This window comes from Sinorhizobium sp. 8-89, assembly GCF_030124325.1.
In the GTDB taxonomy this organism is placed as follows: Bacteria; Pseudomonadota; Alphaproteobacteria; order Rhizobiales; family Rhizobiaceae; genus Sinorhizobium.
Genome location: NZ_JASKLR010000001.1, coordinates 684,740 through 698,011 on the forward strand (window position 1 = coordinate 684,740; position 13,272 = coordinate 698,011).

The following is a 13,272-nucleotide window of genomic DNA, read 5'->3' on the forward strand; positions in this document are numbered from 1 at the left end:
GGGTAGCTCGTGCGGTTTGAGTAATGGGGTCTGATGGGCATGGATAACGCGACGTCTGCAATCACCGAACTCGAGGCGCCTGCGGAGCAGATAGACCTCCTGACGAGCCCCGAGCGGTTCATCAATCGCGAATTCTCCTGGCTTCAATTCAACCGTCGTGTCCTCGAGGAAACGCTGAACACGGCGCACCCCTTGTTGGAGCGTGTGCGCTTCCTGTCGATTTCGGCCGCCAACCTCGACGAGTTCTTCATGGTTCGCGTCGCCGGTATCGAAGGCCAGGTGCGTCAGGGAATTGTCCTTCGCAGCCCCGACGGCAAGACGCCCGCCGAGCAGCTCGACGATATCCTCAAGGAAATCGACAATCTTCAGATGGAGCAGCAGGCGTCGCTCGCCGTACTGCAGCAATATCTCGCGAAGGAAGACATCCTTATCGTCCGCCCCGCTTCGTTGTCCGCCCAGGATCGCAGCTGGCTCGCCAACGAATTCGACCAGTCGATCTTCCCCGTGCTCACGCCGCTGTCGATAGATCCTGCGCATCCCTTCCCGTTCATCCCCAATCTCGGCTTTTCGATCGGGCTCCAGCTCGTCAGCAAGACGGGCCGCGAGCCGATGACCGCCCTGTTGCGCCTTCCGGTGGCGCTCGACCGCTTTGTCCGACTGCCGGACGTGAAGAACGTCATCCGCTACATCACGCTCGAGGACGTGGTCAGCCAGTTTATCGACCGCCTGTTCCCGGGCTACGAGGTGCAGGGTTCGGGCACGTTCCGCATCATTCGTGACAGCGATATCGAAGTGGAGGAAGAAGCAGAAGACCTTGTTCGATTCTTCGAGACGGCGCTCAAGCGCCGGCGTCGTGGTTCTGTGATCCGCATCGAGACGGACTCCGAGATGCCCGCGTCGTTGCGCCAGTTCGTGGTGCAGGAACTCGGGGTCCCTGAAAACCGTATCGCGGTTCTGCCCGGACTCCTTGCGCTCAACACGCTCTCGGAAATCACCAAGGCGCCCCGCGAAGATCTGCGCTTCGAGCCCTACAATCCGCGCTTTCCGGAACGTGTGCGCGAACATGCGGGCGATTGCCTGGCAGCGATCCGGGAAAAGGACATGGTCGTCCATCACCCCTACGAATCGTTCGATGTCGTGGTGCAGTTCCTGCTGCAGGCAGCGCGCGATCCGGACGTGCTCGCAATCAAGCAGACCCTTTACCGCACATCGAACGACAGCCCGATCGTGCGTGCGTTGATCGACGCCGCGGAAGCCGGAAAGTCCGTGACGGCGCTTGTTGAGCTCAAGGCGCGATTCGATGAAGAGGCGAACATCCGCTGGGCGCGCGACCTGGAGCGTGCCGGCGTTCAGGTCGTCTTCGGTTTCATCGAACTGAAAACGCATGCCAAGATGTCGATGGTCGTGCGCCGTGAAGAGGGCAAGCTCAGGACCTATTGCCACCTCGGCACCGGCAACTACCACCCGGTCACCGCAAAGATCTACACCGACCTGTCGTTTTTCACCTGCAATCCCGTAATCGCCCACGACATGGCGAACATCTTCAATTTCATCACCGGCTATGGCGAGCCGGAAGCGGGTATGAAGCTGGCGGTCTCGCCGCACACGCTGCGCCCGCGCATCCTCAAGCATATCGAGGAAGAGATCGGGCATGCAAAGGCGGGCCGTCCTGCTGCGATCTGGATGAAGATGAATTCGCTTGTCGATCCGGAAATCATCGATTCGCTTTACGAGGCCAGTCGCGCCGGTGTCGAAATCGATCTCGTCGTGCGTGGCATCTGCTGCCTGCGTCCGCAGGTGCCCGGCCTGTCCGACAACATCCGTGTCAAGTCGATCGTCGGCCGCTTCCTTGAGCATTCGCGCATATTCTGCTTCGGCAATGGTCATGGCCTTCCGTCCGAAAATGCACTTGTCTATATCGGCTCGGCGGATATGATGCCGCGCAATCTGGACCGGCGGGTCGAGACGCTTGTGCCTCTCATCAACCGGACTGTGCATGAACAGGTTCTTTCGCAGATCATGCTGGGCAATCTCATCGACAACCAGCAGAGCTACGAGATCCTTCCGGACGGCACGTCGCGTCGCATGGAAGTCGGCAAGGATGCGGAGCCGTTCAATGCGCAGCATTATTTCATGACCAACCCCAGCCTCTCGGGTCGGGGTGAGGCTCTGAAATCCAGTGCACCAAAGCTGATTGCCGGCTGGAAAAGCGGTTGGCGCAAGTAAACTGGAATTGCATGGTAGAATCTGAAGCGCAGGGGCGTTTGCCCGGCATCCGCCCGGTCTCCGTTGTGGATATCGGTTCCAACTCTATTCGCCTTGTCATTTACGAGGGGCTAAGCCGCTCGCCCGCGGTTCTTTTCAACGAAAAGGTGATGTGCGGCCTCGGCAAGGGCATCGATGCGACCGGCCGGATGGCGGAGGAGAACGTCGAGCGGGCTCTAAGGGCGTTGCACCGTTTTCGCGCGCTGTCCGATCAGGCGCGCGCCACCACGATGTACGCGCTGGCGACGGCCGCCGCGCGCGAAGCCTCCAACGGCCCGTCTTTCATCGAAAAGGCCGAGGCCATCCTCGCATGCAAGGTTCGCATCCTCAGCGGCGAAGAGGAGGCCTATTTCTCTGCCATGGGCATCGTCAGCGGCTATCACGATCCCGACGGGATCGTCGGCGACCTCGGCGGCGGATCGCTCGAGCTCGTCGATGTGAATGGCAAGCGCATCGGCAAAGGCATCACCTTGCCGCTCGGCGGCATCCGTCTCTTTGAACACAGCAATGGTTCGCTGGCGAAGGCGCGGACATGGGTGCGCAAGTTCATGAAAGACGCGGCCGTACTGAAGGGCGGCGCGGGACGCACGTTCTATGCCGTTGGCGGTACATGGCGATCCATCGCCAAGCTTCATATGGAAGCGCGCGACTACCCGCTGCATATGATGCAGGGTTACGAGATTTCCTACGACGAGGCGATGTCTCTCCTTCTGGAGGTGATCGAGCCGAAGAACATCAAGCCTGCCGCCTACGCGACGATCTCGAAGAGCCGCCGCAGCCTGCTGCCCTTCGGCGCCGTGACGATGCACGAAGCGCTCTCGATCATGAAGCCGGAGCGAATCTCCTTCTCCGCGCTTGGCGTCCGCGAGGGTTATCTTTTCTCACTGCTTTCCGAAGCCGAGCGTACGCAGGATCCCTTGTTGACGGCCGCCGACGAGATCGCGATCCTGCGTGCCCGCTCGCCGGAACATGCGCGCGAACTTGCGGAATGGACCGGGCGCATGGTGCCGCATTTCGGTGTGGAGGAGACGGAAGAGGAAAGCCGATACCGCCAAGCCGCCTGCCTGCTCGCGGACATCAGTTGGCGGGCCCATCCGGACTATCGCGGCCTGCAGGCACTGAACATCATTGCGCATTCGTCCTTTTCCGGCATTACGCATGCCGGCCGGGCCTATATCGCCCTTGCGAACTATTACCGTTTCGAAGGCCTCAACGATGACGGCGCCACCGAGCCCCTCGCGGGAATCACGACGCCGCGGCTGCTGGAACTCGCCAAGCTGCTGGGCGGGCTCCTGCGCGTCGCCTATCTTTTCTCGGCATCGATGCCGGGCGTAACGCGCCATCTTGGCTTGCGGCGATCGCCGCGCCCGGATGCCGACCTCGAATTCGTCGTCCCGGCGGCCTATTCCGACTTCGAGGGCGAACGGCTGGATGGCCGTCTCCAGCAGCTCAGCAAGCTGACGGGAAAGAAGCTCGCCTTCCATTTCGATCACTGACCAGCCAAGGCAGCAGCCTGTGAAAAGGCGGCTGCGCTTGATCGCGCAGCCGCCTGCATATCATTCGGCTTTCAGGAACTCGCCGACTTCGAGCAGCACGAACTCGTTGTCGTCCGCCTTGTCGATGGCACGGCCGGCGGAGAAGGGCAGGTTGTTGTCGTTGCCGACGATGACATGCGCGTCATCAACGCGGTCGACATTCTCGATGGTGACGAAAGGCATGTCGTAGTAGCCGTCGCCGCCGCCCTGACGCTTCCGGTTTTCCGGATCGGCGATTTTGAGGAGATCGATGTAACCGATCTTGCGCACGGCCTTGCCGGCGTTTTCGTCGGTCATCTCGATCTTGTAGATGCGCTTGAGCTTGGAGCCGACCGCGAAGCAGTCGGGCTTCGGATCCTTCGGGTCTGCGCATGCCTTGTCGACAGTGCCGGCCCCGTTGTCACGCTCGATCACCAGTGCGGTCGTCTCGTCGAGCATGTTGAAGTCGCCGATCGCCTCGCCGCCCCCGGCGAGCGGATAGAGCCAGCTGCGCCCGGTCCAGGCCTTGCTCGCAACATCGAGTTCTATGATTCTGAGCGCCGGCCTGCCTTCTGCCTGCTTGACCGATTCATTGTCGGTCCAGATCGGCCCTTCGAGCAGGCCGTAAAGCTTGCTGCCGTCCTTGGACATCGCCAAGCCCTCATAGCCGCCGGAGCGCTTCAGGTTGAAGGCAGGCATTTTCTTGGAGGGGTCCGCCTGCAGCGTCAGTGTGGGATTGTCAGGAGACATGACCGACTTGCCATCGACAACGGCCGGGACGACATCGGTCAGTTTGCCGGCCGTGTCGAATTTCAGGATGTAGGGACCGAACTCTTCACCGACCCAGAAGCCGTCGGGGACCGGCTGGATCGATTCCACATCGAAATCGGCGCCGGTCAGATAGCGGTTGGCCGAGCCTTCCATGACGATCGGGAAGGGAGACTTGCGGTCGGGGTCGGACAGGAAGACGGTTTGCAGCGCTTCGACCTTGCCGGCGTCCCAGTCGATCTTCACTTGGTGAAGCATCAGCATGGCGTCGGTCGAGTTCAGCTTGTTGCCGAAACCATTATCGGAAAGGCTCCAGAAGGTACCGTCCGGCATCGTCTTTATGCCGGAAAAGCCCTGCATCGGCTGACCGTTGAAAGGCAGCGACAATCCGGTCGGGCGAACGCCGTCCTTGCCGGGCACGCTGCCGAGCTCCACGGCACGCTTGCGGTCGGCGGTGGTGAATTTCCCCGAGGTCTTGAGATAATCCGCCGCGCCAGCCGGCGCTGCAATGATCGTGTTGGCCGGAAGGACGGCATGCGCCTTCAGCGTCGCCGGAAAGGCTTTCTCCTCGGCGTGCGCCGTCGTTGCCATCACGAGAATCAGCGCCGCGGAGGCGAAAAGTACTTTCGTCATGAAGTTCACCATGGGTTGGAGGTCTGGGACCGGTCCCCGATAGGCGCCTTTGATGACGGCTGGTTGATGCTTGTCTGACAGCCCCATGAAGCTTTGATGACATTGGCATCCTGCTCGAACGTTCAAGACCGGCAGCCGCTTCGGGCATTAGCATTGTCGAAAAGAATCTAGAGATGAGTGGTCACAATGTTCGAGACGAAATTTGCAATCATCCTGCGGGAGGACCTCGCCCTGTGGCAGAAGCTGAACGTCACAGCCTTTCTCGCGACGGGCATTGTCGGGCAGAAGCCGGAAGTTATCGGCGAGGCATATCGCGATGCTGCCGGCAATGTCTACAACGCGCTCAGCATCCAACCGATCATCGTGCTGTCGGCAGACGGGGTCACGCTTGGCAATATTCAGCGACGCGCGTTGGAAAGGGAGGTTCGCACGTCGCTCTATGTCGACGAAATGTTCTCGACCGGGCACGACGCGGCCAACCGGGAAGTCTTTTCGAGATCAGCGCCCGATAACGCCAAGGTGGCGGGCATCGCGATCCACGCAGAGAAGAAGCTCGTCGACAAGGTCACGAAGGGGGCAAAGCTACACGGTTAGCTTCGGCGGAATACTTCACCCCGCCGTGGGTTAGGCCGCCAACGCGAAGAGCGAAAACGCCGAGTTTCTGGCCGCGGCCTTTGATCTCCTGTTCGCCGAGGTTTTCGCTGCGCACGAAGCCCGGCAGCCGCATCCGTCTGAGAAGGTCGGAAGAAATCAGAACCTGGCGATCGAAGGTCCGGCAAAAGCCTTCGAGGCGCGCAGTGGTGTTCACCGTGTCGCCGAAATAGGTGATCTTGTGCTTGTCGACGCCGATCTCGGCGGCAACGATCGTTCCGCCATGCAATGCGGCGCGAAGGCTTGGAACCTCGCCGTATTCCTTGCGCCACCGGTGAGCATCCGCGTCAATCTGGTCAAGAATGTCGAACACGCAACGAATACAGGCCGCGTCGGCAATGGCGCGGTCGAACGGCCAGGTGATCACCGCCGCATCGCCGATATAGTCGTCGATCGATCCGCCAAAGCGCAGTACCGGATCGGCCATGGTGGCAAAGAGCCTTCCCAGATATTCCTGCGTCTTGAGATCGCCGAACCGCTCCGCGAAGGACGTGGAGCCAGCGAGGTCGACGAAAAGGAACACGCGCTCTTCCTGAATCGGCTTGCGGTAGCGTCCGGTGAGCAGGTTCAGGAAGACGTCGCGGCCAAGCAGTTCCCGCACCCGCAAGACGAAGATGATCGGACCGGAGATTGCCAGTGCGACGAGGAGCACGTTCAGCGATGGGATCATATCCCCCGGATGGCCCGCCAGTCGCAGCAGCAAGCCTGCGGCCGCAAAGCCAACGTTGACGAGCGCGAAATAGACGGCAATGGAAGAGAGAAGAAAGCCCGGCGTCGCAAGGCCGTGGACCTTCCTGTAGAGGCGCCGGAAAATGATGCGCCGTTCGAAGGCGAGGATCGGCATGCAACTGAATAGCGCATAGGTTGCGCCGATCAGGCCGCCGTCGCCGTAAACGACCCAGGCATAGGCCACACCGCTGCTGGCGACGACAAGGAGCAGCAGGATCAACTCGAGCGTGGAGAACCGCCAGCGCATTTACGGAGGCCTCGGAATCGGAAAATACACAGGACAATCGCGGATCGGACGCCGCTCCGCAATGCATTGAGACACCTGATCTTGGGATCAGCCTGGCGTTTTGTCTTCGCCGGTGCCGGATTGAAGCGGAAAGCCTGCCCAGAGGCAGCATCCGTTTGCAGAGTCATTTCCACCCCTCATCCGCTGCCGCGACTTCTCCGCGTTTTGACGGGAGAAGGGGAATGTCGCGCTGCCCAAGTCCCCTCTCTCTGACGGCAGGAGAGGGCTAGGGTGAGGGGGCAACAACTGCGACGGGCGATCGGGCTCGCTCTCAGCCGCCGATTTCCATCGCTTCGATCTTCTTGTCGACGAAGCGGAGGGCCACCTCGCCATTGATGAGCTTCAGCGCCGTTTCGCCGAAGAGCTCGCGCCGCCAGCCCTTCAGCGCCGCGACGTCGGCCTTTTCGCCTTCGGCTGCGATCCGGTCGAGGTCCTCGCTGTTAGCGATGATCTTGGCGGCGACGCCTTCCCTTTCGGCGATGAGCTTCAACAGTACCTTCAGCATCTCGCCCGCTGCCGCAGCGCCCTCGGGCGCATGGTTCTGGCGCGGCAGCCGCGGCAGTTCCGCTTTCGGAATCGCAAGTGCCTCGTTCACGGCCTCGACGACGGCCGTGCCTGCGCTGGAGCGTTCCCATCCCTTGGGGACGGTTCTGAGCCGTCCCAGCGCCTCGGCGTCCTTGGGCTGCTGCTGCGCGATCTCATAGATCGCATCGTCCTTGAGTATCCGTCCTCGCGGGACGTTGCGCGTGCGTGCCTCGCGTTCTCGCCAGGCCGCCACCTTCTGCAGCACCGCCAGTTCGATCGGCTTCTTGACGCGCATCTTCAGCCGCTGCCACGCATTGTCCGGGTGGAGGTCATAGGTTTCCCGGCTCTCCAGGATCGCCATCTCCTCGGCCAGCCACGACGAGCGGCCCTCGCGCGCGAGCTCTGCTGTCAGATATTGGTAGATATCCCTCAGATGCGTGACGTCGGCGAGTGCGTAGTCGACCTGCTTGTCCGTGAGGGGTCGGCGGCTCCAATCGGTAAAGCGCGACGACTTGTCGATCTGCTCGTTCTTGATGCGGTTGACCAACTGGTCGTAGGAGACGCTGTCGCCGAAGCCGCAGACCATTGCCGCCACCTGGGTGTCGAAGAGCGGATGTGGAATAAGGTTGCCGAGATGATGAATGATCTCGATGTCCTGGCGGGCTGCGTGAAAGACCTTGACGACGTCCGAATTGCCCATGAGTTCGAAGAACGGCGAGAGGTCGATTCCAGGCGCCATCGGGTCCACGATGACGGCGAGGTCTGGGCTCGCCATCTGGATAAGGCAGAGCTCCGGCCAGAACGTTGTTTCGCGCAGGAATTCAGTGTCGATCGTAATATAGCTTGACTGGGCCAACTGTTTGCAGGCGGCCTCTAAATCTACTGTCGTTTGAATCATCGGGTTTTTAATCACTGTGGCGGAAATGCGGCTTACCCTCTCGTGTATCGTTTCGCGGCTGCTGTCACAATCGAAATTGTCAGACCACCTTGAAATATCCGGTCATGCCGGTCTTCTGATGTTCGATGATGTGGCAGTGGATCACCCAATCGCCGGGGTTGTCCGCAACCAGCGCCACTTCCGCCTGTTCGTCCGGAAGGAGCAGGATAGTGTCCGTCGGCGGCGGCAGGAAGCTCCGCTTGTTGGAGGCGAGAATGCGGAAGCTCAGGCCGTGCAGATGGATCGGATGCGCGTGCGGCGTGCGATTGGAAATCTGCAGCACGTAGCTCCTGCCGAGCTTCAGTTCCTCGATCGGTGCGATCGGATCCGGCGTGTCTCCCGGCCACGGAACCTTGTTGATTGCCCAGAAGGTATAGCCGAGCGAGCCGCAGATCGAGGCTGTCGCCTTGTGTTCGGCCGTCGCCGTCAGGTCGATCGGTATCCGTTTCGCCGTCGAAAGGTCGGCTTCCGCGATCGGATTGGCGGGCAGGGGAGCGATGTCGCGCAGGTCGCGCTTCAGCGAGGTTCCGGCCGCCCGGAACATTGCGATGGTCCAGGGCTGCGACCCGCGGAAATTGCCAAGCGTTGCTCCTTGGCCCTCGCCCTCCGGCATTCGGACGGCGAGATCGACGCGCTGCCCTGGTCCGATATCGATGCGATCGAGCGGGAAGGGATCTTCGACCGGATTGCCGTCTAGGGCGATTACCTTCGCCCCCGCGCCTTCGAGCGCCAGCGTGTAGATGCGCGTGACGTCGGTGGCGGCAATCCTCACCCGGACGAGACCGCCGGCGGGCGCCTCGACGACCGGTTCGCGGTGCCAGTTCGTCGTCCTCACCGTGCCATAGGTGCCACCCCGCGCCGCATCGCGGGGCTTGAACGGATCGATGAACTTGCCGCCCGCGCCGAGCCGCCAGTCACGGAGATTAAGGACAATTTCGGCGTCGAAGGCAGGGTCCTCGGGGTTCTCGACCACGACAACGCCCGCTAGCCCCCGTCCAATCTGTGTGAGCGTGTTGCAATGCGGGTGGTACCAGAACGTGCCCGCATCGGGCGGCGTGAAGACATAGTCGAAAGTGTCACCGGGATAGACGTAGGGCTGGGTTATCTCCGGCACGCCGTCCATCGCATTGGCGATCCTCAAGCCGTGCCAATGGACCGTGGTCGGTTCGTCGAGATGGTTCACCAGTCTCGCCGCGTAGGCTTCTCCCTTGCGCATTCTTAAGACTGGAGGCATGCCTCCGTGGGAGGTATCATCGAGGCCATAGGTCATGATTTTCGGCGTCACGCCATCGGCTGAGATCCTCACATCAGCGAATTGCGCCCTCAGGATTTGCGGATCGGGTGAGGCGACGGCGCGTGCGGCAACGCCGGCACCCAAGGCGAAAGCGCCTCCGAGCGCGGCCGAGCCCTGGAGAAACGTTCGGCGGCTGAACATCGGTATCATGACGTCCCGTGGTGCGGATAAGCGATCGGAGCGTTTCTAAACCTGATTTTCATAATCAGCAATTCGTCCAAAAGGTCATCTTGCCGCAGCTGTCGCTACGGCGCGTCCTCTCGCTGCTGACCGCCGGCAAGCTTGTTGAAGAAGGACGACGTGCGCAGGAGATTGCGAAACGGCAGCGCGCGCTCTTCTGCCGGGACCGGCCCGCGTGCCGTCATGCGCCGGAGCGTGTAGAGCATAAAAAGGGCGAGGATTGCGGCGGTATAGGTGAAGAGCGCCTGCGGTCCGAAGAGGTCGAGCATGAAGGAGGCGAAGAGTGGGCCGATGATCGCGCCGAGCGACCAGAAGAAGAGCATGCCTGCGGAGACCAGCGCATGCTGTCCCTCCGCCGCATGGTCGTTGGCATGCGCCGAACAGAGCGAGTAGAGCGGCATCGCGAAAGCGCCAAAGGCGAAGATGCCGGCAAAATTCAGCCACTCGTCGCTGCCCGCGCCGAAGGCGAGAAAAAGTCCGGCCAGAAGCGAGCCAAGCGTGGCGATCAGGATGATCAGGCGCCGGTCGACCTGGTCTGAATAGTGCCCGAGCGGATATTGCAGCACCACGCCGCCGATGATGCCCGCGCTCATGAAGGTCGCGATCGCGGTGACGGAGAGGCCGATGCCCTGGGCATAGATCGGCCCCAGCGAGCGGAAGGCCGCGTTCGTAAGGCCGACGACGATACAGCCGACCGTCGCGAGCGGCGAGATGTTCCACAGCGCCCTGACATCGAATCGGATCGCTTCGGGGGGCACGGGACTTGACCGGTCGGCAAAGGATATCGGCACGAGCGAGAGTGTCAGCGCCATCGAGATGATTGCGAAAAGCTCGAACCCGCCGATACCAACACCCGGAATCACATACTGTGCGGCGGTGACGGAGCCGAGGTCGACGAGCCGGTAAACGGAAAGCGTGCGTGCCCGGTTGGCGTTGGTGACGCTGGCGTTCAGCCAACTTTCAACGGTCGCAAAAAGGCTCGCGAAACAGATCCCGGCAAGAAGCCGCATCAGGAACCAGAACCACGGATCGATGAGCAGCACCATCGAGATCGCCGTCGCGGACGCGATTGCGGCCATCGCCGAGAACGTGCGGATATGGCCGATTGCTCGAAGGATGCGGCTGACATAGATGCAGCCGATGGCAAAGCCGATATTGTAGCCGGCGCCGACAAGGCCGATCAGCGAGGTCGAGAATCCCTCATGGAGCGCGCGCAGCGAAATGAAAGTCCCCTGCAAACCGTTACCGCCGATGAGAATGCCTGCGGTGACGAGAAGCGGGATGAGCGGGCGGATCTGGGACATTGGGGGCTGGAAGCATCCGGATGGCGGCCGCGACTTAAAGGGAAATACCGGCTTGCTCCTTGTTTAGCGGCGGTTTGCAGCCAGGGACAGTAGCAATTTGTGGCCTTTTGCCTTCTTTTTGCGCCACATGGCTCGCAAAGCTCACTACAACAGGGGAGCGGCCGTTCATGACTGTTGTCGCCGCAACACACGTCGCGGCCTTGACAAAACCGGCGCATCATGCGCTTTTCCGCCCGATTTTGACCATGCCGCGCGCCGTAAGCGAGCCTGCGTGGTTTTCTGCAATTCCAGGATTAGACGATGCACCGTTACCGCAGCCACACCTGTGCCGCTCTCCGCAAGTCGGATGTCGACTCCACCGTTCGCCTCTCCGGCTGGGTTCACCGCGTCCGCGATCATGGCGGCGTGCTGTTCATCGACCTGCGCGATCACTATGGCATGACCCAGGTCGTCGCCGACCCGGATTCTCCGGCCTTCAAGACGGCCGAAACCGTGCGTGGCGAATGGGTTATTCGCATCGACGGAACGGTGAAGGCCCGCACCGACGAAACCGTCAACAAGAACATGCCTACTGGCGAAATCGAGCTCTATGCCCGCGAGATCGAGGTTCTGTCTGCGGCCAAGGAACTGCCGCTGCCGGTCTTCGGCGAGCCGGATTATCCGGAAGATGTGCGCCTGAAATATCGCTTCCTGGACCTCCGCCGCGAGACGCTGCATCGCAACATCGTCAAGCGCACCGAGATCATTTCGGCCATGCGCCGGGGCATGAGCGAGATCGGCTTCACCGAGTATACGACGCCGATCCTGACGGCGTCGTCGCCGGAAGGCGCGCGTGACTTCCTGGTGCCGAGCCGCATTCATCCGGGGAACTTTTACGCGCTGCCGCAGGCGCCGCAGCAGTATAAGCAGCTTCTGATGGTCGCAGGCTTCGACCGTTATTTCCAGATCGCTCCCTGCTTCCGCGACGAGGATCCGCGCGCCGACCGGCTGCCGGGCGAGTTCTACCAGCTCGACATCGAAATGAGCTTCGTCGAGCAGGAAGACGTATGGGACACGATGGAGCCGATGATCCGAGCCATCTTCACGGATTTCGCCGGCGGTAAGCCTGTGACCGAAAAGTTCCCGCGCATTCCCTATGACACGGCGATCCGCAAGTATGGTTCCGACAAGCCGGACCTCAGGAACCCGATCGAGATGCAGAGCGTGACCGAGCACTTCGCCGGTTCGGGCTTCAAGGTTTTCGCCAACATGATCGCGTCCAACCCGCGGGTCGAGGTCTGGGCGATCCCCGCCAAGACCGGTGGTTCGAGGGCGTTCTGCGACCGCATGAACGCCTGGGCCCAGAGCCAGGGCCAGCCGGGCCTCGGATATATCTTCTGGCGCAAGGAGGGCGAAAGGCTCGAAGGCGCCGGTCCGCTTGCCAAGAACGTCGGCGAGGAACGCACCGAGGCGATCCGGACGCAGCTTGGTCTCGAGGACGGTGATGCCTGCTTCTTCGTCGCCGGCGAGCCCGCCAAGTTCTACAAGTTTGCCGGCGAAGCCCGGACGAAGGCCGGCGAGGAACTGAATCTCGTCGACCGCGACCGCTTCGAGCTGTGTTGGATTGTCGACTTCCCGTTCTACGAATGGTTGGAAGAAGAGAAGAAGATCGATTTCGCTCACAACCCCTTCTCGATGCCGCAGGGTGGTCTGGAGGCATTGAACGGCGACGATCCGCTCTCCATCAAGGCCTACCAGTACGACATGGTCTGCAACGGCTTCGAGATTGCGTCCGGATCGATCCGTAACCAATTGCCAGAACTGATGGTCAAGGCCTTCGAGTTGACGGGCAAATCCCAGCAGGAAGTCGAGGAGCAGTTCGGCGGTCTCTACCGTGCCTTCCAGTACGGTGCTCCGCCACACGGCGGTATGGCGTTCGGCATCGACCGCATCGTCATGCTCCTGGTCGGCGCCAAGAACCTGCGCGAGATCTCGCTCTTCCCGATGAACCAGCAGGCCGTCGACCTCCTGATGGGTGCGCCGTCGCCGGCGACAGCCGCGCAACTGCGTGAACTGGCGATCCGTCCGATCCCGCAGAAGAAAGATTGAGGTTTTCAAGGGATGAAAATAACCCGGCGGTCTCTATCGCCGGTTTTTTATGGTGGAGCAAACATCCATTGATGCTTGCACCAGCTTCCTGCAGTCAG

General features: G+C 61.3%; 9 protein-coding genes. 4 read left to right on the forward strand and 5 right to left on the reverse strand.

The genetic code is table 11. The annotated features are described in order from the left end of the window. The first annotated feature begins 39 nt into the window (after positions 1-39). Entirely contained in the window at positions 40-2,226 is a 2,187-nt protein-coding gene (locus QN219_RS03340) for an RNA degradosome polyphosphate kinase (protein WP_283997946.1), read from the forward strand. 11 nt (positions 2,227-2,237) lie between these two features. Continuing rightward, positions 2,238-3,761 (forward strand): exopolyphosphatase, encoded by a 1,524-nt coding sequence (gene ppx / locus QN219_RS03345; RefSeq protein WP_283997947.1) that lies wholly within the window; start codon positions 2,238-2,240, stop codon positions 3,759-3,761. A gap of 60 nt (positions 3,762-3,821) precedes the next feature. Here ppx and QN219_RS03350 read toward each other — a convergent pair whose 3' ends face one another. Then, positions 3,822-5,180: an esterase-like activity of phytase family protein gene (locus QN219_RS03350; RefSeq protein WP_283997949.1), complete on the reverse strand. Its 1,359-nt coding sequence runs from the start codon at positions 5,178-5,180 to the stop codon at positions 3,822-3,824. Between the two features lie 186 nt (positions 5,181-5,366). Here QN219_RS03350 and QN219_RS03355 point away from each other — a divergent pair, with 186 nt between their 5' ends. Continuing rightward, positions 5,367-5,774 (forward strand): DUF2000 family protein, encoded by a 408-nt coding sequence (locus tag QN219_RS03355; protein ID WP_283997951.1) that lies wholly within the window; start codon positions 5,367-5,369, stop codon positions 5,772-5,774. Here QN219_RS03355 and QN219_RS03360 read toward each other — a convergent pair. The 4 genes from QN219_RS03360 to QN219_RS03375 all read right to left on the reverse strand — a co-directional run bounded on the left by QN219_RS03360 (position 5,746) and on the right by QN219_RS03375 (position 11,086). Then, complete coding sequence (locus QN219_RS03360; protein WP_283997952.1) at positions 5,746-6,807, reverse strand: adenylate/guanylate cyclase domain-containing protein; 1,062 nt, start codon at positions 6,805-6,807, stop codon at positions 5,746-5,748. The two genes, QN219_RS03355 and QN219_RS03360, sit on opposite strands and share 29 nt — an antisense overlap. Positions 6,808-7,117: 310 nt before the next feature. Further along, the gene (gene rnd, locus QN219_RS03365) at positions 7,118-8,269 is read right to left on the reverse strand and encodes a ribonuclease D (protein ID WP_283997954.1); all 1,152 of its coding nucleotides are present in this window, start codon (positions 8,267-8,269) and stop codon (positions 7,118-7,120) included. 79 nt (positions 8,270-8,348) lie between these two features. Then, complete coding sequence (locus QN219_RS03370) at positions 8,349-9,752, reverse strand: multicopper oxidase family protein (RefSeq protein ID WP_283997955.1); 1,404 nt, start codon at positions 9,750-9,752, stop codon at positions 8,349-8,351. 95 nt (positions 9,753-9,847) lie between these two features. Continuing rightward, positions 9,848-11,086, reverse strand: coding sequence for an MFS transporter (locus QN219_RS03375; protein WP_283997956.1), 1,239 nt, complete (start codon positions 11,084-11,086; stop codon positions 9,848-9,850). Between the two features lie 300 nt (positions 11,087-11,386). Here QN219_RS03375 and aspS point away from each other — a divergent pair, with 300 nt between their 5' ends. After that, the gene (aspS, locus tag QN219_RS03380) at positions 11,387-13,174 is read left to right on the forward strand and encodes an aspartate--tRNA ligase (RefSeq protein ID WP_283997957.1); all 1,788 of its coding nucleotides are present in this window, start codon (positions 11,387-11,389) and stop codon (positions 13,172-13,174) included. Positions 13,175-13,272 lie beyond the last annotated feature (98 nt).

Bases quoted from the DNA above. Each gene is read 5' to 3' on its own strand.
- QN219_RS03355 (WP_283997951.1), top strand. From the start codon at position 5,367: ATGTTCGAGACGAAATTTGCAATCATCCTGCGGGAGGACCTCGCCCTG.
- aspS (WP_283997957.1), top strand. From the start codon at position 11,387: ATGCACCGTTACCGCAGCCACACCTGTGCCGCTCTCCGCAAGTCGGAT.
- ppx (WP_283997947.1), top strand. From the start codon at position 2,238: ATGGTAGAATCTGAAGCGCAGGGGCGTTTGCCCGGCATCCGCCCGGTC.
- rnd (WP_283997954.1), bottom strand. From the start codon at position 8,269: ATGATTCAAACGACAGTAGATTTAGAGGCCGCCTGCAAACAGTTGGCC.
- QN219_RS03350 (WP_283997949.1), bottom strand. From the start codon at position 5,180: ATGACGAAAGTACTTTTCGCCTCCGCGGCGCTGATTCTCGTGATGGCA.
- QN219_RS03375 (WP_283997956.1), bottom strand. From the start codon at position 11,086: ATGTCCCAGATCCGCCCGCTCATCCCGCTTCTCGTCACCGCAGGCATT.
- QN219_RS03370 (WP_283997955.1), bottom strand. From the start codon at position 9,752: ATGATACCGATGTTCAGCCGCCGAACGTTTCTCCAGGGCTCGGCCGCG.
- QN219_RS03360 (WP_283997952.1), bottom strand. From the start codon at position 6,807: ATGCGCTGGCGGTTCTCCACGCTCGAGTTGATCCTGCTGCTCCTTGTC.
- QN219_RS03340 (WP_283997946.1), top strand. From the start codon at position 40: ATGGATAACGCGACGTCTGCAATCACCGAACTCGAGGCGCCTGCGGAG.